Annotated in this window: 23 protein-coding genes; 20 read left to right on the top strand and 3 right to left on the bottom strand. The window is 27.3% G+C overall.

What is annotated here, in order from left to right; translation table 11 throughout:
- Nucleotide 1: 1 nt before the first annotated feature.
- Together CP965_RS10795 and CP965_RS10800 are read right to left on the bottom strand one after the other, a co-directional pair.
- Complete coding sequence (locus CP965_RS10795; protein ID WP_206732294.1) at nucleotides 2-1,057, bottom strand: TRAP transporter substrate-binding protein; 1,056 nt, start codon at nucleotides 1,055-1,057, stop codon at nucleotides 2-4.
- Between the two features lie 145 nt (nucleotides 1,058-1,202).
- On the bottom strand, nucleotides 1,203-2,258 hold the full coding sequence (locus tag CP965_RS10800) for a TRAP transporter substrate-binding protein (protein ID WP_206732295.1): 1,056 nt from the start codon (nucleotides 2,256-2,258) through the stop codon (nucleotides 1,203-1,205).
- A gap of 286 nt (nucleotides 2,259-2,544) precedes the next feature.
- Between CP965_RS10800 and gltB the strand changes: the two genes are divergently transcribed.
- The 16 genes from gltB to CP965_RS10880 are packed head-to-tail and all read left to right on the top strand — an operon-like array spanning nucleotide 2,545 to nucleotide 20,935.
- A complete protein-coding gene (gene gltB, locus CP965_RS10805; RefSeq protein WP_129062116.1) occupies nucleotides 2,545-6,981 on the top strand; it encodes a glutamate synthase large subunit in 4,437 nt (1,478 codons plus the stop codon).
- A 1-nt stretch (nucleotide 6,982) separates the two neighbouring features.
- Nucleotides 6,983-8,356, top strand: coding sequence for a glutamate synthase subunit beta (locus CP965_RS10810; protein ID WP_129062117.1), 1,374 nt, complete (start codon nucleotides 6,983-6,985; stop codon nucleotides 8,354-8,356).
- A gap of 3 nt (nucleotides 8,357-8,359) precedes the next feature.
- On the top strand, nucleotides 8,360-9,094 hold the full coding sequence (locus tag CP965_RS10815; RefSeq protein WP_129062118.1) for an inositol monophosphatase family protein: 735 nt from the start codon (nucleotides 8,360-8,362) through the stop codon (nucleotides 9,092-9,094).
- Between the two features lie 40 nt (nucleotides 9,095-9,134).
- Complete coding sequence (locus CP965_RS10820; protein ID WP_129062119.1) at nucleotides 9,135-9,389, top strand: YfhL family 4Fe-4S dicluster ferredoxin; 255 nt, start codon at nucleotides 9,135-9,137, stop codon at nucleotides 9,387-9,389.
- Nucleotides 9,390-9,391: 2 nt separating this feature from the next.
- Entirely contained in the window at nucleotides 9,392-10,867 is a 1,476-nt protein-coding gene (locus CP965_RS10825; protein WP_129062120.1) for a Ppx/GppA phosphatase family protein, read from the top strand.
- Nucleotides 10,864-11,862: a lipopolysaccharide heptosyltransferase I gene (gene waaC / locus CP965_RS10830; protein ID WP_129062121.1), complete on the top strand. Its 999-nt coding sequence runs from the start codon at nucleotides 10,864-10,866 to the stop codon at nucleotides 11,860-11,862. The genes CP965_RS10825 and waaC overlap by 4 nt, the downstream gene beginning before the upstream one ends.
- On the top strand, nucleotides 11,852-12,757 hold the full coding sequence (locus tag CP965_RS10835; RefSeq protein ID WP_129062122.1) for an LpxL/LpxP family acyltransferase: 906 nt from the start codon (nucleotides 11,852-11,854) through the stop codon (nucleotides 12,755-12,757). Before waaC ends, CP965_RS10835 begins: the two co-directional genes overlap by 11 nt.
- Entirely contained in the window at nucleotides 12,735-13,523 is a 789-nt protein-coding gene (locus CP965_RS10840; protein WP_129062123.1) for a BUD32 family EKC/KEOPS complex subunit, read from the top strand. The genes CP965_RS10835 and CP965_RS10840 overlap by 23 nt, the downstream gene beginning before the upstream one ends.
- A 6-nt stretch (nucleotides 13,524-13,529) precedes the next feature.
- Nucleotides 13,530-14,534, top strand: coding sequence for a glycosyltransferase family 9 protein (locus CP965_RS10845; RefSeq protein ID WP_129062124.1), 1,005 nt, complete (start codon nucleotides 13,530-13,532; stop codon nucleotides 14,532-14,534).
- On the top strand, nucleotides 14,531-15,805 hold the full coding sequence (locus tag CP965_RS10850) for an O-antigen ligase family protein (RefSeq protein WP_129062125.1): 1,275 nt from the start codon (nucleotides 14,531-14,533) through the stop codon (nucleotides 15,803-15,805). Before CP965_RS10845 ends, CP965_RS10850 begins: the two co-directional genes overlap by 4 nt.
- On the top strand, nucleotides 15,806-16,699 hold the full coding sequence (gene rfbA / locus CP965_RS10855; protein ID WP_129062126.1) for a glucose-1-phosphate thymidylyltransferase RfbA: 894 nt from the start codon (nucleotides 15,806-15,808) through the stop codon (nucleotides 16,697-16,699). It begins immediately after the preceding gene.
- Complete coding sequence (gene rfbC / locus CP965_RS10860) at nucleotides 16,699-17,274, top strand: dTDP-4-dehydrorhamnose 3,5-epimerase (protein ID WP_129062127.1); 576 nt, start codon at nucleotides 16,699-16,701, stop codon at nucleotides 17,272-17,274. Before rfbA ends, rfbC begins: the two co-directional genes overlap by 1 nt.
- Nucleotides 17,267-18,133, top strand: a complete 867-nt coding sequence (gene rfbD / locus CP965_RS10865) for a dTDP-4-dehydrorhamnose reductase (RefSeq protein WP_129062128.1) — start codon at nucleotides 17,267-17,269, stop codon at nucleotides 18,131-18,133. Before rfbC ends, rfbD begins: the two co-directional genes overlap by 8 nt.
- A gap of 15 nt (nucleotides 18,134-18,148) precedes the next feature.
- On the top strand, nucleotides 18,149-19,186 hold the full coding sequence (rfbB, locus tag CP965_RS10870) for a dTDP-glucose 4,6-dehydratase (protein WP_129062129.1): 1,038 nt from the start codon (nucleotides 18,149-18,151) through the stop codon (nucleotides 19,184-19,186).
- The gene (locus CP965_RS10875) at nucleotides 19,183-20,025 is read left to right on the top strand and encodes a glycosyltransferase (RefSeq protein WP_129062130.1); all 843 of its coding nucleotides are present in this window, start codon (nucleotides 19,183-19,185) and stop codon (nucleotides 20,023-20,025) included. The genes rfbB and CP965_RS10875 overlap by 4 nt, the downstream gene beginning before the upstream one ends.
- Complete coding sequence (locus CP965_RS10880) at nucleotides 20,018-20,935, top strand: glycosyltransferase family 2 protein (protein WP_129062131.1); 918 nt, start codon at nucleotides 20,018-20,020, stop codon at nucleotides 20,933-20,935. Before CP965_RS10875 ends, CP965_RS10880 begins: the two co-directional genes overlap by 8 nt.
- Nucleotides 20,936-20,948: 13 nt before the next feature.
- Here the strand turns inward: CP965_RS10880 and CP965_RS10885 are convergent, their stop codons facing one another.
- On the bottom strand, nucleotides 20,949-22,040 hold the full coding sequence (locus CP965_RS10885) for a glycosyltransferase family 4 protein (RefSeq protein ID WP_129062132.1): 1,092 nt from the start codon (nucleotides 22,038-22,040) through the stop codon (nucleotides 20,949-20,951).
- A 106-nt stretch (nucleotides 22,041-22,146) separates the two neighbouring features.
- Here CP965_RS10885 and CP965_RS10890 point away from each other — a divergent pair, with 106 nt between their 5' ends.
- The 4 genes from CP965_RS10890 to CP965_RS10905 all read left to right on the top strand — a co-directional run bounded on the left by CP965_RS10890 (nucleotide 22,147) and on the right by CP965_RS10905 (nucleotide 26,358).
- Nucleotides 22,147-23,313 (top strand): nucleotide sugar dehydrogenase, encoded by a 1,167-nt coding sequence (locus CP965_RS10890; protein ID WP_129062133.1) that lies wholly within the window; start codon nucleotides 22,147-22,149, stop codon nucleotides 23,311-23,313.
- Between the two features lie 9 nt (nucleotides 23,314-23,322).
- Nucleotides 23,323-24,192 (top strand): NAD-dependent epimerase/dehydratase family protein, encoded by an 870-nt coding sequence (locus CP965_RS10895; protein ID WP_129062134.1) that lies wholly within the window; start codon nucleotides 23,323-23,325, stop codon nucleotides 24,190-24,192.
- 98 nt (nucleotides 24,193-24,290) lie between these two features.
- Nucleotides 24,291-25,037, top strand: coding sequence for a lipopolysaccharide kinase InaA family protein (locus tag CP965_RS10900; protein WP_129062135.1), 747 nt, complete (start codon nucleotides 24,291-24,293; stop codon nucleotides 25,035-25,037).
- Nucleotides 25,030-26,358, top strand: coding sequence for an RNA-binding domain-containing protein (locus CP965_RS10905; RefSeq protein ID WP_129062136.1), 1,329 nt, complete (start codon nucleotides 25,030-25,032; stop codon nucleotides 26,356-26,358). The genes CP965_RS10900 and CP965_RS10905 overlap by 8 nt, the downstream gene beginning before the upstream one ends.
- Nucleotides 26,359-26,361 lie beyond the last annotated feature (3 nt).

Here is a 26,361-nt window from a genome sequence, read left to right on the forward strand (position 1 = left end):
TTTACTCCGTCGCTAATGCGCCTTTAATAAGGTCTTCACCGATTTTATTGTTGTCGTAGAATTCAGGATAAATTTTACTAACAGCAGTTCTCCAAGCCTCTTTTTGCTCATCAGTTAAATGAAGGATTTCTAACTTACCAGTAGAATCAGCATATTCTTTGATTAAGTTAAATTGTTCATTGTTTAAATCAGCAGCAAGTTGTCTTTCTTTTTCAGTAGCTTCATTCATAGCTTGTTTAACATCTTCTTGTAAATCAGCAGGTAAAGAATTACAGAATTTTTTAGATAAAACAACTAAATAACCTAAGTAACCATGATAAGAAATAGTTAAATACTTTTGAACCTCATGGAACTTTTTCGTATAAATATTAGAAATAGGGTTCTCAGCCGCATCAATAACACCTTGCTGTAATCCAGAATAAACTTCAGAGAAAGGCATCATTTGAGGGTTAGCACCAACAGCATGGAATTGAGCTTCTAAAACTTTAGAAGACATAATTCTAAATTTTTGACCTTGAGCATCTTCAGGAAGAACTAAAGGTTTTTGAGAAGAAGATAATTGTTTAAAACCATTATCCCAAAAAGATAAAGCAACATATCCCTTATCAGTAACCATATCTTTAAGTTTTTGACCAACTTCACCATCTTGAACTCTATGTAAATGATCAATATCTTTAAATAAGAAAGGTAAATCAAATAAAGCTAATTGAGGAACAATCTTACCAAATTTAGAAAAAGCAGGTGCAGCCATTTGAACAGAATCTAACTTTAAAGCTTTTAAAACAGCATTATCAGTATAAAGTTGAGAAGAAGGGTAAACTTGAACATCAATTCTACCTTCTGATAACTCCTCAAGTCTTTTTTCAAAGAAATCAGCAGCTTGCCCTTTAGGTGTATTAGCACTTACAACATGAGAAAATTTTAATACAAATTGCTCAGCAGTTTGTTTAGTTGTTTGAGATTCATTGTTTTCTTTTTTAGTATCTCCACAACCTGTGAATAATAACATCGAAGCTACCGCTACACTCGATACTATCCCTTTCATTGTTTTTGTCATCTCTTTTCTCCTTTTTAGTATTATTCTTTGATTATAATGAAAAGATATGTAAGCTTTATGTATGTAGATAAATTTTTGTTAAATTTAAGATAGATAGTTATTATAAGAAACAGACTATCGGATTACCGATAGTCTTGAGGGAGAGTTATTTTGTGTTAAGTGCGCCTTTAATAAGGTCTTCACCGATTTTATTGTTGTCGTAGAATTCAGGATAAATTTTACTAACAGCAGTTCTCCAAGCCTCTTTTTGCTCATCAGTTAAATGAAGGATTTCTAACTTACCAGTAGAATCAGCATATTCTTTGATTAAGTTAAATTGTTCATTGTTTAAATCAGCAGCAAGTTGTCTTTCTTTTTCAGTAGCTTCATTCATAGCTTGTTTAACATCTTCTTGTAAATCAGCAGGTAAAGAATTCCAGAATTTTTTAGATAAAACAACTAAATAACCTAAGTAACCATGATCAGAAATAGTTAAATACTTTTGAACCTCATGGAACTTTTTCGTATAAATATTAGAAATAGGGTTCTCAGCCGCATCAATAACACCTTGCTGTAATCCAGAATAAACTTCAGAGAAAGGCATCATTTGAGGGTTAGCACCAACAGCATGGAATTGAGCTTCTAAAACTTTAGAAGACATAATTCTAAATTTTTGACCTTGAGCATCTTCAGGAAGAACTAAAGGTTTTTGAGAAGAAGATAATTGTTTAAAACCATTATCCCAAAAAGATAAAGCAACATATCCCTTATCAGTAACCATATCTTTAAGTTTTTGACCAACTTCACCATCTTGAACTCTATGTAAATGATCAATATCTTTAAATAAGAAAGGTAAATCAAATAAAGCTAATTGAGGAACAATCTTACCAAATTTAGAAAAAGCAGGTGCAGCCATTTGAACAGAATCTAACTTTAAAGCTTTTAAAACAGCATTATCAGTATAAAGTTGAGAAGAAGGGTAAACTTGAACATCAATTCTACCTTCTGATAACTCCTCAAGTCTTTTTTCAAAGAAATCAGCAGCTTGCCCTTTAGGTGTATTAGCACTTACAACATGAGAAAATTTTAATACAAATTGCTCAGCAGTTTGTTTAGTTGTTTGAGATTCATTGTTTTCTTTTTTAGTATCTCCACAACCTGTGAATAATAACATCGAAGCTACCGCTACACTCGATACTATCCCTTTCATTGTTTTTGTCATCTCTTTTCTCCTTAAGTTTTGAGTTAAAAAAAGTATAATAAAAAGATATGTAAAACTTATGTATAAAATAACAAATTTTGAAAAAAATACATTGTTTAATTTTTATTCTGTTGTATAAAAAATATATATGTTACAAAATTTTAAAGAAAGCAATAAATTGTAAAAATGACTTGAAAAAAGGCATCTGCTTAAGGTTATTTTTACCTTAATCGTGATTTAAACAAAAATTCGATACAATCTCTAACTTTATTTAGGAATATAAAGATACAAAATTTAAAGGATAAAGATGGGATGTAATTTAGATTTACTTACTTCTTTTAAAGACAACTGTGGTTTTGGTTTAGTTGCTGATTTAAAAAATAGACCAAGTCATGAGAATTTAGAAGATGCTATAACTTCGCTTGAGCGAATGATGCACAGAGGTGCAGTGGCAGCTGATGGTAAAACTGGTGATGGTTCAGGTTTACTTTTATCTATGCCTAATAAATTTATGAGAAAAATAGCTAATGAAAAAGGTATTGATTTACCAGAAACATATGCAGTAGCTATGATATTTACAAAAGATCTTGAAGACATTGATATTTTTATAGAACAATGTGAAGAAAATGATTTAAAAGTTTTATTTACAAGAGAAGTTCCTCTTGATACTGATGCTCTGGGGGAGCAAGCTTTAGAAACTTTACCTCACATAATTCAAGTTTTTGTTAGTGCTAGTGCACTTATGACATCAAAAAGATTTGATGCTATGTTATATTTAACTAGAAAAGAATGTGAACACAAATTAAAAGATAAACAAGATTTTTATATTCCAACATTTTCATCTAAAGTAATAGCGTATAAAGGGCTAGTAATGCCTACGCATATTAAAAAGTTTTATATTGATTTAAGAGATGAAGATTTTCAAATCTCTTTTTCATTATTTCATCAAAGATTTTCTACAAATACTTTACCTCAATGGAAACTTGCTCAACCTTTTAGATCAATTGCACATAATGGTGAAATTAATTCAGTTGAAGCAAATAGAGTAAATGTTCAAATAAAATCAGAACAAATAAAATCAGAAGTTTTTACAGATGAAGAATTAAAAAGAATATTACCTATTTTACAAGATGGTGGTTCAGATTCTGCCTCATTAGATAATATGTTTGAGTTTTTAATTGTAAATGGAGTTGATTTTTTCAAAGCAGCAAGATCATTAGTTCCTGCACCATGGCAAAATGCTCCACATATGGATTCTGATTTAAGAGCTTTTTATGAGTATACTTCAACTGCAATGGAAGCTTGGGATGGACCAGCAGCAGTATCTTTAACTGATGGAAGACATATAGGTTGCTTAATTGATAGAAATGGTTTAAGACCTTCAAAATATATAATTACTAAAAACCACAAGATTTATGTTACTTCTGAGTATGGAACAATAGATTTAGATGAAGATAATGTTTTAGAAAGAGGTAGATTACAATCTGGTCAAATGATGGGACTAGATTTAAAACATGGAAAAGTTTTAAAAGAAGATGATATTAATGATTATTTAAAATCTTCTCAAAACTATGTACAATGGTTAAATGGCGATATGGAATATTTACAAGAGTACATAGATGAATCATTTTTAGAAAATGAAGATTACATTATTGATGAGTTAGAAAAGAAACAAAAATATTTTAATATAACTTATGAAGTATTAGATCAAATGATTGATCCAATGGCAAAAGATGGTAAAGAACCAGTAGGGTCTATGGGTGATGATACACCATTAGCCTGTTTTTCTCAAGTAAATAGAAATTTTACCGATTTCTTTAGACAAAAATTTGCCCAAGTAACAAACCCACCAATTGATCCATACAGAGAAAAAATAGTGATGTCTTTAGAAACTGGATTTGGGCATATTCATAATATTTTAGATGAAAAACCAGAATATGCAAAAAGATTAAAGGTTGCATCTCCTATTTTAATGAAAGAAAAATTTGATGTATTAAAATCTTTTGGAGATTCAACATCTCCAAGATATGATGAATATTTTAAAAATAAAACTTTCTCAACAACATTTAAAAGTGATTTAAAAACAGCTTTACAAAATTTAGCTGAAAAAGTAATTGATTCTGTTAAAAATGATAATGTATCAATTGTATTTTTATCTGACCAAAAAGTATCAGAAGAAACAAAACTAATTCCAATGGCTATGGCAATAGGATTTATAAATGAATCTTTGATAAAAGAAGGAGTTAGAAGTAAGGTTTCTTTGATAGCTATTACAGGAGAAGTGTATGATCCTCATATGGCTGCAGTAATGACAGCATATGGAGTTACAGCAATTTATCCATATATGATGTATGCTTCAGTTTATGAGCTTCATAAAACTAAAGTATCTTCAAAATATCAAATGCAAACTTTATTAAAAAATACTCAAAAAGCATTAAATGCTGGACTTCTTAAAATTATGTCTAAAATGGGTATTTGTACAATTGCTTCTTATAGAAACTCAAGACTATTTGATATAATTGGTTTAAGTGATGAAATTATTAATGACTGCTTTGAAGGTTCACACTCAGATTTAGCAGGTCTTTCATATGAAGATATTGAAAAAAGAATTGAGAAATCACATTTTAATGCTTTCTTTGATGATAAACATATTTTTCCACTAGATTTAGGTGGTTTTTATAAATATATGAATGATGGTGAATACCATGATTATGGTCCAGCTACAACAAATGCAATGCATAATAAACAAGCAAAAGATAAAGAAGATATTTCAGACTTTAAGAAATTAAAAGAATTAGTTGAAACAAGAGGTCAAAAATTTATTAGAGATTTCTTTGAATTTAATTCTGATAAAGAAGCTATCGATATATCAGAAGTTGAATCAATAGAAGATGTTTTCAAAAGATTTGCAACAGCTGCAATGTCTTGTGGTTCTATTTCTCCAGAAGCTCATGAAGCAATGGCAATGGCAATGAATACAATTGGTGGTATGTCAAACTCTGGTGAAGGTGGAGAAGACCCAAAAAGATTTAACTCTCTTAAAAATTCAAAAATAAAACAAGTTGCTTCAGGTAGATTTGGTGTTACACCAGGTTACTTAAGAAGTGCCGAAGAGATTCAGATTAAAGTAGCACAAGGTGCAAAACCAGGTGAAGGTGGTCAATTACCAGGACATAAAGTAACTGCATTAATTGCAAGTTTAAGACATACAGTTGAAGGTGTTACACTTATTTCACCTCCTCCACACCATGATATTTATTCTATTGAAGATTTAGCTCAATTAATTTTTGATTTAAAACAAATTAATCCTGAAGCAAAAATTACAGTTAAATTAGTATCAACAATTGGTGTTGGAACAATTGCCGCTGGTGTAGCAAAAGCTTATGCAGATAGAATTGTTATTTCAGGTGCAGATGGTGGTACAGGAGCTGCTCCTCTTACATCTATTAAGCATACTGGTAATCCTTGGGAGATGGGACTTTCTGAAGCACACAATGCTTTAAAAGCTAACCAATTAAGAGAATCTGTTCATATTCAAACAGATGGTGGTTTAAAAACTGGTCTTGATGTAGTAAAAGCTGCAATGCTTGGTGCAGAATCTTATGCTTTTGGTACAGCTGCATTAACACTTCTTGGGTGTAAAATTTTAAGAATTTGTCATACAAATAAGTGTTCTGTAGGTGTTGCTACTCAAGATGAAGACTTAAGAGATCATTTTACAGGTACAGTTGAAAGACTTATCTCTTACTTTACTTTTGTTGCACAAGATGTTAGAGAAATTCTAGCTTCTTTAGGTTATAAATCACTAGGAGAAGTTGTTGGAAGATCAGATTTATTAAAAGTTATTGATGATGAATTTGCTCAAAAGTTTGATTTCCAAAATGTTCTTAGAAGAATTGATGGTGTTGATACTTGTCAAAAAGAGTTTAATACTCCTTATGATAAGAATAAATTTGAAAAAGAGCTACTAAAAAAAGTTCATAGAACAATAGAAAAACCAAATACACCAATTAAAGTGAAAGAAACTATTTGTAACTTAAATAGATCATTTGGTACATTAATTTCTGGTGAAATTGCTAAATATTATGGAGATGAAGGGCTTCCTGATGGTTCAATTAATATCTTCTTAAAAGGTATTGCAGGTCAGTCTTTTGGAACACTTTTATCAAAAGGAATGAATCTTTATTTAGATGGTGCAGCAAATGATTATGTTGGTAAAGGAATGAATGGAGGGAAAATTATTGTTAATACTCCACTTCAAGGTCCAGAGTTTGCTGGTGCTGGTAACACTTGTCTTTATGGAGCAACTGGTGGTAAACTTTATGTTAGAGCAACAGTTGGAGAAAGATTTGGTGTTAGAAACTCAGGTTGTATAGCTGTAGTAGAAGGTACTGGTGATAATGCTTGTGAATATATGACAGGTGGAATTGTTGCAATCTTAGGAAATACAGGAATTAACTTTGGTGCTGGTATGACAGGTGGTTTATCATTTGTTTATGATCCTGAAAAATTATTTGTTGATAAAATGAATCAAGAATTGATAGAAGCAGTTAGAATTGATACCGATGATACAGAGAGAGAAAGACTATTCTTAAAAAGATTATTAATGGATTATTTAAATGAAACTGAGTCTTTAAGAGCTGAATTTATTTTAGAAAACTTTAGAGCTGCAATTAGAGATTTTTGGTTAGTAAAACCAAAAAATATGACAGTGTTACCTCTAAATCCAGAGGAGGGAGATTAAGATGTTAAACTTTACTAAATTTGAAAGAATTAGTCCTGAAAAAAGAGATGTATTACAAAGATTAAAAGATTATAATGAAGTTTATCAAGTATTTGGTAAACACAGAGCTAGAGAACAAGCAGATAGATGTATGCAGTGTGGTGACCCATACTGTCATACAGGTTGTCCTTTAGGAAACTATATTCCAGCTTGGTTAAAACAAACATCTGAAAAAAATATGCAATTAGCTTTTGCTTTATCAAATGAAACATCTCCTTTCCCTGAAATCTTAGGAAGAATTTGTCCTCAAGATGTTCTTTGTGAAGGTGCGTGTTCATTAAATACTGGGCATGGTGCTATTTCTATTGGTGCTATTGAAACACATTTAAATGAAAGAGCTTTTGAAAATGGTATGAAACCAACTTTTACTGATAAAAAAGTAGATAAAAAAGTTGCAATTATCGGTTCAGGACCATCTGGAATTTCAGCAGCTACATTTTTACTAAGACGTGGTTTTCAAGTAGAAATGTTTGAAAGAGAAGATAGAGCAGGTGGACTTTTAATGTATGGAATTCCAGGATTCAAACTTGATAAGTCGACTGTTGAAAGAAGAATGAACTGGTTAACAGATGCGGGAATGAAGCTTCACTTAAACTGTGAAATTGGAAAAGATAAAAGTGTGAAAGAACTTGAAGAAGAGTTTGATGCTATTTATCTTGCAATAGGAGCAAAAAAAGGTAGATTTGCTGGTGTTAAAGGTGAAAATGCTTCTAATGTACATTTAGCTATGGACTTTTTAACAGGAATTCAAAAAAGAAATCTTGGAAATACAGATGTAGAGTTTATTGATGTACAAGATAAAAATGTAGTTGTTATTGGTGGTGGAGATACTGCTATGGACTGTGTTAGATCTTCAGTTAGAGAAAAAGCAAAATCTGTAAAATGTCTTTATAGAAGAGATGAAGCAAATATGCCAGGAAGTAAAAAAGAAGTTGTAAATGCAAAAGAAGAAGGAGTTGAATATTTATTTAATGTAAGTCCCAAATCTATTGTTGTAAACAATGAAACAGCAACTGGTGTTGAATTACTGACAACTTCAATGAGTGAACCAGATGAATCAGGAAGACAAAGAGTTGTTATAAATGAAGGAAGTGAATTTATAGAAGAAGCAGATGTTATTATTATGGCATTAGGTTTTTCTCCTGAAGTTCCAGAATTCTTAAAAGAATTAAATGTTCAAACTAATTCTTGGGGTGGAGTTGAAACTAAAAACTATGTAACTTCAAATAAAAAAGTTTATGCAGGTGGAGATTGCCAAAGAGGTGCTCACTTGGCTGTAACTGCTGCTCTTGATGGTAGAGAAGCTGCAAAAGAGATAGTAAAGGCACTATCTTAAAATATGTTTGATTATAACTCATTTACAAATGCAGTTATTCAAGCAAATAAAAAGTTATATGAATATATAAATATTCATATGACTCAATCTGACTTGGAAGAAGCTTCTTCTATTGGCTATGGTGGAGATAAGTCTTTAAATATTGATTTAATAGCTGAAAATATCTTTATTAAATACCTTTCTTCTTTTGGTGATATTATTTCAGAAGAAATAGGAATTATTTCAAATAAATCTAATATTAAAATCATAATTGACCCTTTAGATGGTAGCCATAACTTTTTATCAGGCTTACCTTATTATGGAACTTCTGTAGCCATAAGAAAAGAAAATGAATATTTAGCTGGATATGTATGTAATCTTTGTACTGCAAAAATGATATATAGAGATAATAAAAGTATAAAAACAATAGATATTCTAAATAAAAAAGAAGAAAAAAACTTAGAAATTAAAAATCCTAAAATTTCTATTTTTGAAAGAGCTTATGCTTATACAGATATAACAAAAATACTAAAAGATAACTTTATAAAGTACCGTAGTCCTGGTGCTTCTGCACTATCTTTAGCCTATGCAAGAAACTATAAATTTGTCTTATTTATGGGAAATTTAAGAGAATTTGATATTGCTGCAGCATTACATATAAATAAAGATTTATATGTCTATAAAGATAAGAAAATCTTAATTATGGCTAAAAACTATAATGATTTTGTTCAGATTAAAGAAATACTTAAACTTTTTTAGGTTATAACTCCAACACTATATTTAACTTGGGGAAACGTAAATGTCTTTAATAATTACTGATGACTGTATTGCATGTGATGCCTGTAGAGAAGAGTGTCCAAATTATGCTATTGAGGAAGGGGATCCAATATATATTATTGATCCAGATAGATGTACAGAATGTGTAGGTCATTTTGAAGAACCAGCATGTGTTGAAGTATGTCCAGTTGATTGTATAATAGTAGATCCTGATAATCAGGAAACTATGGAAGAATTACAGTTTAAATATGAGCAAATTCAAGAAGAAGAAGCTTAATAATGGCTAAAGTAACAACTATTATAGACATTGGGTCCAACTCAATGCGTATGGTTGTTTTAGAAAAAAGTAGTAGATTTGCTTTTAATCTATTAAATGAAACAAAAAGTCGTGTGAAAATTTCTGAGGGTTGTTATGAAAATAATGGTAACCTTCAAGAAGCAGCTATGCGAAGGGCTTTTAATTCTTTACAATCTTTTTTAAATATTTCAAGAGCTTTAAAATCAAGAAAAACTATCTGTGTAGCAACTTCTGCATTAAGAGATGCACCAAATGCAAATACTTTTATAAATAAAGTACGAAATGAACTAGGTCTAAATATTAGAGTTATTGATGGACCTAAAGAGGCTTACTATGGTGGTATAGCAGCTTTAAATCTAATCCATGAAAATGAATTTCTTACTGTAGATATTGGTGGAGGTTCTACTGAATTTGCTTTTGTGAAAAATGGTGAAATTACAAAATGTGTATCTTTAGATATAGGAACTGTAAGATTAAATGAATTATTTTTTAGAAAAGAGAATTTAGAAGGTGCAAAAGATTTTGTTCTTGAAAAATTAAAAGAACTAACTGATTTAAAAGAGGATAGTATTCCTCAAACAATTGTAGGTATTGGAGGAACAATTAGAGCTTTAAGTAAAGTTATAATGGCAAAAAACAATTATCCTTTAGATATTTTACATGGCTTCACTTATGAAGTAAATCTGAACTCTTATATCTTTGATATGATTTTAGAAGCTAAAGATAATCATTCTTTAAAAGAAATAGGAATAAAAAAAGATAGATATGACACTATAAAAGAAGGTACTTTTATTTTTAAAACTATTTTAGAGCAGTTAAATACTAAAACTGTAATAACTTCAGGAGTAGGGGTTAGAGAAGGGGTTTATTTAAGTGATATTCTTAGAAATAGCAATTGTAAGTTTCCTCATAATTTTAATGTAAGTGTGAGAAGTTTACTTGATAGATTTGAAATTTGTCCTAAGCAAAGTGCTTATTTAGGAAATAATGCAAAACAAATATTTGATGCTTTACAAGATGTTCATAATCTTGATAAGAAATATAGAGCTCTTTTAGTTATTGCTTCAAAACTACACTCTTTAGGAAGTAGTTTAAACTTCTATAAATCAAATGACAGTACTTTTGATTTTATAATAAGTGGCTTAAGTTATGATTTTTTGCATTCATCAAGAGTTACTGTCGCACATATGATTAAATTTTCTAAAAAAAGACTACCTAAGAAAAAAGATTTAGAACAATACTCTTCTTTATTGCCTAATATTGAGACTATGCAGTGGTTATCATTTATGATTAGTTTAAACTTAACTATTAATCAAGATATGTCAAAACCTAAAGTAGATTTTATTTTAAAAGATAATAAGCTAAAAATAAATTTAGAAAAACCAATATATTTAGTTCAAAGTGAAATACCTAAACTTCAAACACCAAAGGGTATTAAAGTAAAAGTAGAGATATGAAGCTTGCTATAGTTAAGTTATCAGCTATGGGGGATATCATCCATGCAATGCTTGCTTTACAGTTTATAAAAAAACAAAATCCTAATATTCAAATTGATTGGTTCGTTCAAAAAGAGTTTGCACAAGTTTTACAATTAAATCCTCATATTAATAATATATATTCCTTAGATTTAAAAGCTATAAAAAAAGATAAAAGTAAACTTATATCTCAAATAAAACTTATAAAGTCTTATTCTAGTGTTAATTATGATTTAATAATTGATGCTCAAGGTTTAATAAAATCAGCATTAGTTTCAAAGTTTTTAGGTAAAACAAGAGCAGGTTTTGATAGAAACTCTACAAGAGAAGGATTAGCTTCTTTTTTATACAAAATAAAAGTTAAATCAGCTTATTCAAAAAATGTTATTGAAAGAAATTTAGATGTACTTTTAAAGCCTTTACAAATTGAATATAAAAAAGAAGATATTCTAAATAAAGAAGCTTTTTTATATTTTGAAAACACCTATGATTTTAAAGAACTACTTTCACTAAATAAAAAAAATATTTTATTTATTGTTGGAGCAAGTTGGCCTTCAAAAATGTATCCTAAAGAGAAATTTGCTAAAATATCTAATATTTTAGAAGAAAACATTTTAATTGCTTGGGGTAGTGAAAAAGAGCAAAAAATAGCACAGTATATTTGTGAAAACTCAAAAGCTATTGCCTTACCTAAGCTTTCGTTGAATGATTTAAAATCATTAGTTTCAAAAGTAGATTTAGTAATAGGAAATGATACTGGACCAACTCATATGGCTTGGGCTTTAAATATTCCTTCAATTACTATTTTTGGATGTACTCCAGGTTATAGAAATACTTATGAAACAAAAATAAATAAAATAGTTGAGTCTAATTCGAAAGTTAATCCTGAGAAATTAAAAAAAGAGGATTTTTCAATAAGTGAAATAGATGAAAATCTTATAGTTAACAAAGCAAAGGAATTATTATTTGAAAATTAGTATAAAAGAGTATTTTATATATTATTTGTATGTCTTTTTTAAATATCTATTTTTATATACACCAAACTTTATTTTAAAACCTTTTTTGAAGTTATTGGCAAAAATAGCAAGTAAAAGTAGTAAAAAATATCAAAAAATTGTTCATACAAATTTAGAACTTGCTTTTAAAGATGAAATGACAAAAGAACAAAAAGATAAAATTCTTTATCAATCATATAAATCTTTGTTGTTTAATATGTATGAGTTTGTTGAAAACCAAGTTGCTTCAAAAGAGAAGATTTTTTCAAAAGCAAATATAATAAATGAAAACTATGTACATGATGCAATAAAAAAAGGTAAAAAAATCATATTTTTTACTGCACATTATGGAGGTTGGGAATTAGCTCTTCCTTATTGTGCTTTAAAGTTTGGAACAATTGCTGTTGTAAATAGAAAAATGAATAACCCTTTAATAAATGATATGTATACAAAAGCAAGAAATAGAAACAATATTATAATGGTCGATAAAAAAAATGCTGCAAAAGGAATGTTAAAAGCCTTAAAACAAAATCAACATGTAGCAGTTGTAATTGATCAACATATAGCAGTTGGTGAAGAAATAGATTTTTTTGACCAAAAAGTTATGGCTACAGATTCTACAGCAAGATTAGCTTTAAAGTTTGATGCTGTTTTAGTTCCTTTATTTTGTGTTATGAATGATTTTAGGGATTACACAATAAAAATAGAAAAACTAATAGATGTAAGTGAGTATGAATTTAAAACAGATAACAAAATAAAAGAATTAACTCAATTACAAAATAGTATGATAGAAAATCAAATAAGACTTAAACCTGAAATATGGTTTTGGCAACATAAAAGGTTTAAACATAAGCATGGGCAACTTTATTCCCTTTGAAGATAAGGATTTTGAGACCTTAGTTAAACAAGAGTTTAAAAATTCACAAAAAGAAATTTTTAGTTTAGAATATCAAAATAAAAAATATTGGATAAAAAAAGGAAGAAAAACCTCTTCAAATATTTTTCATAAAATTTTTTATAGACTTCTTCCTTTTGAAGTTTTAATTCCTGTAGAAACTAAAACAGCCGTTGAATCAATCTTATTTGAAACTACAAAACTAAAAAAATTTGATACCTTAGGTGTAGATGTACCTAAAGTAATAGCTTCAAATGAAGAGTTTTTTGTATTAAGTGATTGTGGTAGAGATATTTATGGATATTTAAAATATTCAGATGCTTCACAAAAACAGTTTGATTTATATTTAAAAAAATATATCTTAGCTTTAGGGAATATTCATAACCTTAATGAATATCATGGTGGAGCACAAAGTAGGAACTTTACATATTCTCAAAACAAAGTTTTTGCAATTGATTTAGAAGATAGTTTTGATAAAAGTGTTGATATAATAACGCTACAGTTTAGAGATTTGTTATTACTTCTTTTATCTATGTCAAAAATTAAAAACTATGATTTCTCATATAAAGAGATTGTTTATTTATATGTAGAAGAAACTAATAATAGTCACTTTATAAATAAATTAAAAGATTTAAGTAAGAGTTTAAGATTTTTGATTTTTTTATACAATAAAGATTTTATAAAAAATATTATGCCTAGAGATTTAAAAGATTTTTGTAGATTATTAAAAGAGTTAGAGGAATTATAAATATTTATGAGTAAAAAAGTATTAATTATAAGATGTGGTGCTTTAGGTGATTTAGTTTATGCAACTTCTGTAATAGATGCCCTAAAATTAGAGTTTGGAGAAGATACAATTATTGATTTTGTAACTACTCCTATTAATGCAACACTTTTTAAATATGATAATAGAGTAAATAAAATATTTCCTTTAAAACATAAAAAAATACCAGTAATTTTAAGTTCACAAAAAAAAGAAATAATTTCTTCTTCAAAAAAACAAGCTTATGATATTTTAATAAATTTTGAAATGGGTAAACAATTTAAGTCTTTAATTGAAAAAACCAAAGCAAAAAAGAAAATCGGTTGGTTTAATGAAGATATAAAAGTTACAAAAACTCATATGGTTGAAATTTGTAAAGAGTTTTATCAAAGTATTATCTCCCCTTCAAATTTAGAAAAATCTTTTCCTAAATTAATTGCAGGAAATTTCTTTGAACTAGCAAAAAAGTTTTCACTTCAAACAAAAAACTATCTTGTAATTAGTCCTAGTAATTCCCATAATAAGAAAAAAGGAATAAACTATAGAGCTTGGCCACATAAAAGATGGAAAGCTTTACTTGAAAAGCTTCCAAAAAATGAAAAACTTGTTTTAATAGGTGCAAAAGGTGAAGAACACTTTTTTGAACCTTTAAAACCATATAATGAAAATATAATTGATTTAGTTGGAAAGATATCTATTCCTGAAATGATAAGTGTAATAGAAAACTCAAAAGCTTTAGTTTCAACTGATACAGGAACTTCCCATGTGGCTTCAGCTGTAAATACTCCAGTCTTTTGTTTAGTAGGACCAACTCCAGCTGAGCAAACAGGACCATATAAAACACCAAATAATAAAGTAATTATTATAAATAAAAATTTACCATGTAGTCCTTGTTATAAAACACAAACAATGTATGACTGTAAAGAGAATATTTGTATGACAGAACTTAGTGAAGAGCTTGTTCTTGAAAAATTAAAAGAGGAAAATATTTTTTGAATTTAGTTTTAGAAAAAAAATATACTATATTTAATATAAAAATAGAAAACCTTTATTTTTATCTAATGCTTTTTTTTGCTTTTTCTATGCCTTTATCAAGAGCCTCAATAAGCTTATGTGTTTTACTTTTTGTAAGTTTATGGATTTATGAAGGAGACTTTAAAAACAAGTTTCAAAAAATAAAAACTTCAAAACTTTTAGTTTCCTTTTCTCTTTTATATTTTTTAATTCTTTTTAGCCTTCTATATTCCAGTGACTTTTCATTAGCTTTAAAGTTTGTTCGACTCTATTTGTATTGGATATTAATTTTTATAATAGCTTTAAATTTAAAAAAAGAATATATAAATAAAATTATCACAGCCTTTTTATTTGGAATGTTTATAAGTGAGTTTATTGCTTATGGAGTAATATTAGACTTGTGGGAGTTTGGTATTGCTACAAAACAAACTCCAAGTCCATTTATGATGCATATTGATTACAGTATCTTTTTAGCAGTTACTTCAATTATTTTATTTAATAGACTTCTTCAAAAAGACTATACTTTCAAAGAAAAACTTGCAATATTTTTATTCTTTTTAAGTACAACAGGAAACTTATTTTTATCCACAGGACGAACTGGTCAAATAGCTTTGATTTTTGCAATAATAGTAATGTTCTTTTATAATTTTAGATTTAAAATAAGAACTTTTATTTTTATTTTACTTTCATTACTTAGTATCTATTTACTTGCATTTAACCTTAGTAATTCTTTTAATCATAGAATGAAAATGATACAAAAAGATTTCAGTCATTTAAATTCAGGTAACTTTAACACCTCAATAGGAATTAGAATAGCATATTGGATAGTAAGTTATGATATTTTTAAAAATAACCCTTTAATAGGAGTAGGAGCGGGGGATTACTCTTTAGCAATTAATGAAACTCTAGATAAAAAAGAGTTTGGAAATTTTGTAAATGCAAAAGAATTTATGTCAACAAGTCACGCTCATAATCAATTTTTAATGATAATAATTCAATTAGGTTTACTTGGATTGCTTTTGGTTTTATATATTTTTTATTTATTATTAAGAACAATTTTAAAAATTAAAAATAAAGAACATAAAGCTATTTTACTTTTATTTGTTGTGATTTATTTAGCAAGTTGCTTTACTGACCCATTATGGTACAAACAATTTACTATAGCTATTTGGATTTTATTTATAAGCTTTATTACTTATTATGAGTTAGATATAAATTATAATGATATTAAAAAAGAAAAAGGAATAAATTAGATGAAAGGGATAATATTAGCAGGAGGAAGTGGTACAAGACTTTATCCTATTACAAAAGGGGTTTCAAAACAATTAACACCTATATATGATAAACCAATGATATATTATCCCTTATCAGTTTTGATGTTAGCAGGGATAAAAGAGATTTTAATAATATCAACACCACATGATTTACCAAGGTTTGAAGAACTCCTAGGAGATGGAACAGATTTAGGAATAAAACTAGAATACAAAGAACAAAAAAGTCCAGATGGATTAGCCCAAGCATTTATAATAGGTGAGGACTTTATAAGAAATGATGATGTATGTTTAGTTTTAGGAGATAATATTTTTTATGGACATGGCTTAACCCAACTTTTAAAGCAATCTGTAAAGAATGTAGAAGAAGATAACAAAGCAACAGTATTCGGATACTATGTAAAAGATCCAGAGAGATATGGAGTTGTAGAATTCGATGAAAATAATAATGCAATTTCAATAGAAGAGAAACCAAATAATCCAAAATCAAATTATGCAGTTGTAGGATTATATTTTTACCCAAATAGTGTGATAAATATAGCAAAAGAAGTAAAACCTTCAGCAAGAGGAGAACTTGAAATAACAACAGTTAATGAAGAGTACCTAAAAAAAGATCAATTAAAAGTAGAATTAATGGGAAGAGGATACGCTTGGTTAGATACAGGAACTCATGAAAGTTTACTTGAAGCTTCTAGTTTTATTCAAACTATTGAAAATAGACAATCTTTAAAAGTTGCTTGTTTAGAAGAGATAGCTTATGAAATGGGATATATTTCAAAAGAAAAATTGTTAGAATTAGCCCAACCTCTAAAAAAGAATCAATATGGACAATATTTAATTAATATAGCAAATCAACCAAGAAAGGTTATAAACTAATGACTTTCATAAAAACAAAAATATCTGATGTAGTAATTTGTGAACCAACTATTCATGGAGATAATAGAGGATACTTTGTAGAAACTTTTCGACAAGATAAATTAGAAGAATTTATAGGATATAAGATAAATTTTTGTCAAGATAATGAATCAAAAAGTTCTAAAGGAGTTTTAAGGGGCTTACATTATCAATTACACCCTGCTGCTCAAACAAAATTAGTAAGAGTTATTTCTGGACGAGTATTAGATGTTGCAGTAGATATTAGAAAAAACTCACCTACTTTTGGTGAATATGTAGCAGTTGAATTAAGTTCTGAAAATAAAAAACAATTGTTAGTTCCAAGAGGATTTGCCCATGGATTTGTTGTATTAGAAGATAATACTATTTTTGCTTATAAAGTAGATAATTATTATAGTCCCCAAAATGATAGAGGAATAGCCTTTGATGATGAAAGTTTAAATATAGATTGGATATTGAAAAAAGAAGAACTAAAACTTTCCCTCAAAGATACAAAACAACCAAAACTAAATGAAACAAAAGATTTATTTGAATATGGAATAAATTATTATGCTTAATATTTTAATAACAGGTTCAAATGGACAACTAGGAAGTGAAATAAAAGAACTTTCATCAGATTATTCATATAATTTTTTCTTTACAGATAGAATAAGTTTAGATATTACAGATAAAGAAGATATCAAAAGCTTTTGTAAAACAAATAATATTAATACAATAATAAACTGCGCAGCATATACAGCAGTTGATAAAGCTCAATCAGATATAGAAAATGCAGACTTAGTAAATAGAAAAGCTGTAAAAAAACTTTCAATTGTTGCAAAAGAATTAAATATAAAACTTATACATATTTCAACTGATTACGTGTTTGATGGAAAAGCTTTTAAACCCTATTGTGAAGAGTTTCAAACAAATCCTCAAGGAATATATGGTAAAACAAAACTTGATGGTGAAAAAGAATTAATAAATATAAACCCTAAAAACTCAATAATAATTAGAACCTCTTGGGTTTACTCTTTTTATGGAAATAATTTTGTAAAAACTATGTTAAGACTTGGAAAAGAAAAAGAATCTTTAGGTGTAATATTCGATCAAGTAGGAACACCAACTTATGCAAAAGATTTAGCTAAAACTATATTAGATATAATTCCTCAAATTAATAATGAAAAAGTTGAAATATATAATTATTCAAATGAAGGTGTACTATCTTGGTATGATTTTGCAAAAGAAATAATGAAAATGGCAAAATTAAATTGTAAAGTTAATCCAATAGAAACAAAAGATTACCCAACACCAGCAAAAAGACCACATTATTCAATTCTAAATAAAAATAAAATAAAAACAAAATTTAATATAGAAATACCATACTGGAAAGATGGTTTACATGATTGCTTAAAAAGATTAGGTGAAAGAAAATAATATATAGGAAAATAGATGTTTAATAATGAGAATAAAACAATATTAGTTACAGGATGTGCAGGATTTATCGGTTCTAATTTTGTTCCTTATTTTTTAGAAAAATATGAAAATATAAATATAGTAAATTTAGATTTACTTACCTATGCAGGAAATTTAGAAAATTTAAAAGAGTGTGAAAAAAATCCTAGATATAAATTTATAAAAGGAGATATCTGCAATAGAGAATTAATAGAATTGATATTTAATGAATATGATATAAAAGGTGTAATTCACTTTGCAGCAGAATCTCACGTGGATAATTCCATCAAAAATCCAGGTATATTTGTTCAAACAAATGTAAATGGAACATATACTTTAATTGATGTAGCATATAAATATTGGATGAATAAACCATTTAGTTATAAATCAAATTATCAAGATTGTAGATTCCATCATATTTCAACAGATGAAGTATATGGAACTCTTTCAGAAGACCCAAAAGAACTTTTTACTGAAACTACACCATATGCACCAAACTCACCTTATTCTGCATCAAAAGCATCAAGTGATATGATAATAAGAGCATATAATGAAACATATGGAATTAATACAATAATTACAAATTGTTCAAATAATTATGGACCAAAACAGCATGATGAAAAATTAATTCCAACAATTATTAGAAAAGCATTGTCTAATCAAAGTATACCAATATATGGTGATGGAAAGAATATAAGAGATTGGTTATATGTGTTAGACCATTGTAAAGGTATAGACCTAGTTTATCATACTGGAAAAAAAGGTGAAACATATAATATAGGTGGAAGAAATGAAAGAACAAATTTACAAATAGTAAATACTATTTGTGAAATACTTGATAAAGAAGTTCCTAAAAATGATAAGACATCATATAAAGAATTAATAACCTTCGTAGAAGATAGAGCAGGACATGATAGAAGATATGCAATAGATGCGAGTAAATTAGAAAATGAACTTGGATGGAAAGCAGATGAAAACTTTGATACAGGAATAGTTAAAACTATTGAATGGTATTTAGGAAAATATAATAAATGAAATGTACAATAATAATCTCAGTATATAAAGATGTTGATAGTTTAGAATTAATTTTAGAATCTTTATCTAATCAAACTTTCTTACCAAATGAAGTTTTAATTTCAGAAGATGGAAATAGTGAAGAAATGCTTACCTATATTCAAGAAGCAAAAAAAAAGTTTAAAATTTTTGAAATAACACACTCTTTTCAAGAAGATATAGGTTGGAGAAAAAATATTGCTTTAAATAAAGCAATTATGTCTTCAAAGTATGAATATTTAATTTTTATAGATGGTGATTGCGTACCTTTTGATGATTTTGTAGAAAATCATATTAAACAAGCTTCAAAAAAGATTGTATTAGCAGGAAAAAGAGTTGAATTAGGTGAGAAAGTAACTAAGAGTATTAAAGAAAGGAAACTTTCTGTCTCAAAACTTACAAATAAGTACTGGTTTTATTTACCAAAGTTGATAAAAGATAAAACAAGACATTTAGAAGATATATTTCATATTTCATATAACTCTTCTTTATCTTTTTTTATAGATAAAAAGGTTAATTATATTATTGGATGTAACTGGTCTTGTTTTAAAGAAGATATTCTTACAATTAATGGTTTTGATGAAACTTATACTTTACCATCTGTTGGAGAAGATGTAGATTTAGGCTGGCGATTTAGAGGTTTAGGAATAGAACTTAAATCATGCAGATTTAATGCAAATTTAGTTCATTTATATCATAAAAAAAGATTTGATAGTTCACAAGGTATTATAAATAATGCAATATTGAAAAAAAATTTTGATGCAAATAAATTTTTTTGTGATAATGGAATTATAAAAAGAGGTATTTATAATAATGATTAGTAAAAAAGTTTCTTTTATTACTATAAATTATAACTCTTCTACTTATACAATAAAACTCTTAGAGAGTATTTATAAAAATACAATAGATATAGTTTATGAAATAGTTGTTGTAGATAATAATTCAGAAAAAAAAGATTTAGAAAAATTAGAAAACTATATTTTCAATAAAAAAAATATCAAATTAATAAAAAATTCTATAAATAGTGGTTTTGCAAGTGGAAATATGCTAGGTGTAAATTATGCAGAAGGGGAATATTATTTCTTCATAAATAATGATTGTGTATTATTAAATAATTCTGCAAAAATTTTAAAAGATTTTTTAGAAAAAAATGAAGAAGTTTCTTTAGTAACAGGAAAAGTTTTAGATGCTAATGGAAAATATTCTTCTTCATACAAACAATTTCCTCATATTTTAAAACAAATTTTTGGTAATAGTGTAGAAAGATTTTTTTCAAAAAATAAATATCCAAGTAATAAAATTAACTTAGAAAATAATTCTCAAGTAGAAGTAGTAAGTGGTTCTTGTATGTTTTTTGATGCAAAAACTTTTTGTGAAATAGGTGGCTTTGATACGATATTCTTCCTTTATTGTGAAGAAGAAGATATATCTAAAAGAGTTTGGGATTTTGGTAAAAAAGTTTATTTTATACCTAAAGCAGAAATTTTTCATAAAGCAGGAGGAAGTTCAATTCAAAGTTTTGAGATGGAACAAGAGTTTTATATTTCTTATTACCATCTTTTAGATAAACACTATAACTTAATTGGTAAATTTATATTAAAAGCTACACTTTTCTTCAAACTCTTTTTTCGTATTTTTAAAAAGAAAAATGGCTTAAAAATACTTTTTTCTTTTTTTAAAGGCTTTTCAAAAAAAGATAGTATAAGGTATATTCAGAAAATTAAAGTTTAAAGGATAAAACTAATCACTTTATCTCCTCTAATACTTTATATAATTCATTTAATTGAGTCTTTTGATCAAATAATCTTTTTGCTTTTTCTAAACCTTTTTTTGCAAGAGTTTTCTTTTGTTCTTCATTTTCATACAAAAAGTTTATTTTTTTTGCCAAGTCCTCGCTTGTTCTATTAAATAATAAGCCATCAACTCCATCTTCGATTATCTCTAAAGGACCACCATTATTTGTTGCTATCATACAAACTTCATTTGCCATAGCCTCAATAACAACTAATCCAAAAGTTTCCCTTGGCGTAGCTAAAATATTTACATCAAAAAGCTGCATATGTTCATTTACTTTTTTTGTAAAGCCTGTAAATATAATCTTATCTTCAATATCTAGTTTTTTAATCTTTTCTTTTAAAGAGTTTAAATACTCCTCATCCATTGTATGTCCTACAATCATTGCTTTTATATCTAACTCTTTTAATTTACTAATAGCTTCAATAACTAAAAATTGACCCTTTTCTTCTTCTATTCTTCCTACAATACCAACTACAAATGTTTTTTTATTTAAATCATATTTTTCTTGTAGCTTTTCAATCTCTTTTTTATCATTTATATTTGTTTGAGTTCCCATATAAACCATATGTATTTTAGGGCATATCTCTTTAGGAATAAATTTCTCTATTTGTTCTTTTACTTGATATGTAACAGCATGCATTGCATTTATATTTTTATAAAGCCACTTATGATAGAAATCATCTTTAAATCTAGTCATAGTCATATTTCTTGTTTGAATGACCTTTGGTTTTCTTTTACTAAGTAGTTTTCCTAAAACAACTGTATTTATATCTTTTGTCCAATGAAAATGAATAATATCAATTTTATACTCATCTATAAATTTTGCAAGTTTAAGTGCAGGTAAGAGGGGAAATAGCTTATTTCTTTTTAAGTAGTGAATATCATCTTTTTCTTCAAAATAATTATCAAGCTTCTTATTCTTTTCAATAATTACCTTACAAGTTGTTTTCTTACTAAACTCCTTATAACAATTTGTCATAAATAGTTCTAAACCTCCAAGATCAGGGGAAAGGCAAAACTCTAGTATATTTTTTTTCATTTAAGTATCTTTGTTATTTTAAATTTCCAAATTTTAACATAAATTATTTAAAAGTGTGTTTTTGATACACTTAGCCTCTTTATAGAAAAAAACAAAAGAGAGTAATATGAAAATTGCAATTGCAGGAACAGGCTATGTAGGACTTTCTAATGGTCTGCTTTTAGCACAAAACAATGAAGTAGTAGCCTTAGATATAATCCCTGAAAAAGTTGAAATGCTTAATAATAAAATCTCGCCAATAGAAGATAAAGATATTAGTGAATTTTTATTAAAAGATAATATAAATTTTAGAGCAACCTTAGATAAAAATGAAGCCTATGAAAATGCAGATTTTGTAATTATCTCAACACCAACTGATTATGACGAAGAAACAAACTATTTTGATACAAAATCAATAGAATATGTAATTGAAGATGTCTTAAAAATCAATCCAAATACAACAATGGTAATAAAATCAACAATTCCTGTAGGATATGTAAATAGTGTTAGAAAAAAATTCAATACACAAAATATAATATTTAGTCCAGAATTTTTAAGAGAAGGACAAGCCTTACATGATAATTTATATCCAAGTAGAATTATTGTAGGTGAAAAATCAGATAGAGCTATGGTTTTTGCAGCTCTTTTAGAAAGGGGTGCCATTAAGAAAAATGTTTCAGTTTTATTTACAGATTCAACTGAAGCAGAAGCTATAAAGCTTTTTTCAAATACATACTTGGCAATGAGAGTTGCATACTTCAATGAACTAGATTCTTATTGTGAAAAATATGATTTAAGTACAAAAGATATTATTGATGGTGTAGGTCTTGACCCAAGAATAGGAACACATTATAACAATCCTTCTTTTGGATATGGAGGATACTGTTTCCCAAAAGATACAAAACAGCTAAAAGCAAATTTCTTAGAAGTTCCAAATAATTTAATAGATGCAATAGTTGATTCAAATGAAACAAGAAAAGAGTTTATTACAAGTAGAATTTTAGAAAAGAAACCTAAAATAGTTGGTATTTATAGACTTATTATGAAAGCAGGAAGTGATAACTTTAGAAGTTCAGCAGTTCAAGGTGTAATAGAAAAACTTAGAAAAGAAGTAGAAGTTATAATTTATGAACCAGTATTAACTGAAAATACCTTTGAGGGATTAAAAGTTATAAAAGATATTAATGAATTTAAATCTTTAAGTGATGTTCTTGTTGCAAATAGATTAGAAGAAGAAATCTTAGATATTAAAGAAAAAGTCTATACCAGAGACATTTTTCAAAGTGACATTTAAAGGTTATTTATGAAAAAAAAGAAAATACTAGTTACAGGTGGTGCAGGGTTTGTAGGAAGTCATCTTTGTGAAAGATTAGCAAAAGATCCTAATAATATAGTATATTCCTTAGATAATTATTTTACAGGAACAAAAGATAATCATGTTGAAAATGTTACTTATATAGAAGGTTTAACTAGTGATATTGATACTTTGATTGATTTTGTACCTAATATGGTTTATCACTTAGGAGAATACTCAAGAGTAGAACAAAGCTTTGATGATATAAAAAAGGTTTTAGAATACAATAAATCAGGGACAATAGCAGTTTTAGAGTTTGTAAGAAAGCATAAGTGCAAACTTTTATATGCTGGAAGCAGTACAAAATATGGTGATGAAGGTGCAAACGCAAATGCTAGTCCCTATGCTTGGAGTAAATCTTCAAATACTCAACTTGTAAAAAATTATGGGGCTTGGTTTGGAATAGATTATGTTATCACATATTTTTATAATGTTTATGGTCCAAGGGAAATACAAACAGGTAAATATGCCACTTTAATTGCTTTATTTAAAGAGAAAATGAAAAATAATGAAGTTCTTACAATAGTAAGTCCAGGAACTCAAAAAAGAAACTTTACTCACATTGATGATACTGTAAATGCTTTAATCTTAATTGGAGAAAAAGGTTATGGGGATGAGTATGGTATTGGAAACCCTCATGCTTTTACTATTTTAGAAGTTGCAAAAATGTTTGGTGGAGAAATAGAAATGTTACCTGAGAGAAAAGGAAACAGAATGGTAGCAAGTGTCATTAGTGATAAAACAAGAGCCTTAGGTTGGGAACCTAAAGTTAATCTAGCTGCTTATATTGAAGAACAAAAAAAGAATGACTGGAAATAAGGTTAAATCTAAAGATATCCGACTAATAAGTCATTTTTTGATATAATATATATACTAACAAAACAAATATTATTTTTAAAAGTATAAGAAGAAAATTAATGAATTATAAATATGAAATAAATAATGGATACGAAGATTTTAAGAATCTAGTATTAAATATCCAATATAAATTTAAGCAAAAAAATCAAAATATTCACAAAGCTAGAAATGAATTAAAAATTATCAATCATAACAATATAGATGTAGTAATTAAATCCTTTAAAAAACCAAGTTTTTTAAACAGAATAGTTTATACTTTTTTTAAAGATTCAAAGGCAAAAAAATCTTATGATTATTCCATAAAAATAGGAAACTTTACGCCTAATGCAATCTCTTATGTAGAGTTTTATTCTTCAGGATTATTATCGCAAAGTTATTTTATAAGTGAAAGATTTGCCTATGATTTCACAATTCGTGAACCACTTTTAGAAGAAAAGTTTGAAGATAAAGAGAATATTTTTAAAGCCTTTGCTAAATTTACTTATGATTTACATGAAGCTCAAATCTTTCATAAAGATTACTCTCCTGGAAATATTTTAATAAAAAAGCATGATGATAATTATGAGTTTAAAATAGTAGATATAAATAGAATGAAATTTTCTACTTTAAGATTAGAAGAAAGATTAAAAAACTTTTCAAAACTTTGGGCAAAAGATGAAGACTTGAGAATAATTGCAAAAGAGTATGCAAAGCTAATAAATCAAGATGAAGAAAAATGTATAAATTTAGCTTTAAAGTTTTCAAACTCAAATAAAGCTGCAAAAAACTTCAAAAAAAGACTAAGAGGTCAAAAAGTTGTTGATTGAGTCTCAAACTACAGAATTTAAACAAATCTGGAAGGATGAATATCTTAAAACAGTTTGTGCCTTTGCAAATACTGATGGTGGAGTTTTATATGTAGGTTTTGATGACTTTGGAAATATAGTTGGAATAGAAAATAGTAAAAAGTTAATTGAAACTTTGCCAAATAAAATAAATAATCGATTAGGAATAATCGTTGATATTATATTAAAAGAGCAAGCTAAAAAAAACTACTTAGAAATAGTTATAAAAAAAACCTATGCACCAATTTCATATAATGGAAAATTTTATTTAAGAAGTGGAAGTAATACAATAGAATTAAATGGAAGTAATTTAACAAATTTTTTATTAAAAAAGTATGGTAAAACATGGGATGATATCCCTGAAGAAAAATTTACTCTTGATGAAATAGATTTAGAAACAATTGAAAAATTTAAAAAGTTATCAAAAGATAGAGTTCCTGATATTGAAAAAGAAGATAATATTGAACAACTATTAAGGAAATTAAATCTTTATGATGGTAATTATTTAAAAAGAGCAGCTATTTTACTTTTTGCTAAGAATCCACAAAAATATTATATACAATCTCATTCTAAAATAGGAAAGTTTTTAAACGACACAGAAATACAAAGTAGTGATATAGTTGAAGGAAATCTTCTAAATCAAGTTGATAAGATTATGGATATTTTAAGATTAAAGTATCTTAAAGCTTATATCTCATATGAAGGAATGCATAGAAGAGAAAGATTAGAATATCCTTTTGAAGCATTAAGAGAAGCAGTGATAAATGCTCTTATTCATAGGGACTATACAAATACTTCAAATTTACAAATAAAAGTTTTTGAAAATAAACTTATTATGTATAATGGAGCAACTTTAAGTACAGAAGTTCCTATAGACAAATTTGATAAACCACACCAATCTAAACCTTTTAATCCTACAATGGCAAATATATTTTATAAATGTGGATATATAGAAAACTGGGGTAGAGGAACAAATAATATTATAAAACAATGTTTAGATTATGATTTACCAAAACCAAAGTTTGAATATGAGTGGACAGCATTAGTTACAACTTTTTTTAAAGCTGACCAAAAGACTGACCAAAAGACTGACCAAAAGACTGACCAAAAGAGTACAAAAGAACAAATATTAGAAATTCTTGAAATAAATGATAAAATGACAAGAGAAAGTTTAGCTGAAAAAATAGGTGTTTCTTCAAGTGCTATAAAACAACATATAGCAAAGCTTCAAAGTGAAGGTAGGCTTAAAAGAGTTGGTGGGAGAAAAGAAGGTTCTTGGAAAGTTTTAAATACAAAGGAATAGAAA

The sequence above is a fragment of the Halarcobacter mediterraneus genome (assembly GCF_004116625.1).
GTDB lineage: Bacteria > Campylobacterota > Campylobacteria > Campylobacterales > Arcobacteraceae > Halarcobacter > Halarcobacter mediterraneus.

Excerpts from the sequence above, each read along its gene's own strand:
- CP965_RS10795 (WP_206732294.1), bottom strand. The coding sequence starts at position 1,057 with ATGACAAAAACAATGAAAGGGATAGTATCGAGTGTAGCGGTAGCTTCG.
- CP965_RS10800 (WP_206732295.1), bottom strand. The coding sequence starts at position 2,258 with ATGACAAAAACAATGAAAGGGATAGTATCGAGTGTAGCGGTAGCTTCG.
- gltB (WP_129062116.1), top strand. The coding sequence starts at position 2,545 with ATGGGATGTAATTTAGATTTACTTACTTCTTTTAAAGACAACTGTGGT.
- CP965_RS10810 (WP_129062117.1), top strand. The coding sequence starts at position 6,983 with ATGTTAAACTTTACTAAATTTGAAAGAATTAGTCCTGAAAAAAGAGAT.
- CP965_RS10815 (WP_129062118.1), top strand. The coding sequence starts at position 8,360 with ATGTTTGATTATAACTCATTTACAAATGCAGTTATTCAAGCAAATAAA.
- CP965_RS10820 (WP_129062119.1), top strand. The coding sequence starts at position 9,135 with ATGTCTTTAATAATTACTGATGACTGTATTGCATGTGATGCCTGTAGA.
- CP965_RS10825 (WP_129062120.1), top strand. The coding sequence starts at position 9,392 with ATGGCTAAAGTAACAACTATTATAGACATTGGGTCCAACTCAATGCGT.
- waaC (WP_129062121.1), top strand. The coding sequence starts at position 10,864 with ATGAAGCTTGCTATAGTTAAGTTATCAGCTATGGGGGATATCATCCAT.
- CP965_RS10840 (WP_129062123.1), top strand. The coding sequence starts at position 12,735 with ATGGGCAACTTTATTCCCTTTGAAGATAAGGATTTTGAGACCTTAGTT.
- CP965_RS10845 (WP_129062124.1), top strand. The coding sequence starts at position 13,530 with ATGAGTAAAAAAGTATTAATTATAAGATGTGGTGCTTTAGGTGATTTA.
- rfbA (WP_129062126.1), top strand. The coding sequence starts at position 15,806 with ATGAAAGGGATAATATTAGCAGGAGGAAGTGGTACAAGACTTTATCCT.
- rfbC (WP_129062127.1), top strand. The coding sequence starts at position 16,699 with ATGACTTTCATAAAAACAAAAATATCTGATGTAGTAATTTGTGAACCA.
- rfbD (WP_129062128.1), top strand. The coding sequence starts at position 17,267 with ATGCTTAATATTTTAATAACAGGTTCAAATGGACAACTAGGAAGTGAA.
- rfbB (WP_129062129.1), top strand. The coding sequence starts at position 18,149 with ATGTTTAATAATGAGAATAAAACAATATTAGTTACAGGATGTGCAGGA.
- CP965_RS10875 (WP_129062130.1), top strand. The coding sequence starts at position 19,183 with ATGAAATGTACAATAATAATCTCAGTATATAAAGATGTTGATAGTTTA.
- CP965_RS10880 (WP_129062131.1), top strand. The coding sequence starts at position 20,018 with ATGATTAGTAAAAAAGTTTCTTTTATTACTATAAATTATAACTCTTCT.
- CP965_RS10885 (WP_129062132.1), bottom strand. The coding sequence starts at position 22,040 with ATGAAAAAAAATATACTAGAGTTTTGCCTTTCCCCTGATCTTGGAGGT.
- CP965_RS10890 (WP_129062133.1), top strand. The coding sequence starts at position 22,147 with ATGAAAATTGCAATTGCAGGAACAGGCTATGTAGGACTTTCTAATGGT.
- CP965_RS10895 (WP_129062134.1), top strand. The coding sequence starts at position 23,323 with ATGAAAAAAAAGAAAATACTAGTTACAGGTGGTGCAGGGTTTGTAGGA.
- CP965_RS10900 (WP_129062135.1), top strand. The coding sequence starts at position 24,291 with ATGAATTATAAATATGAAATAAATAATGGATACGAAGATTTTAAGAAT.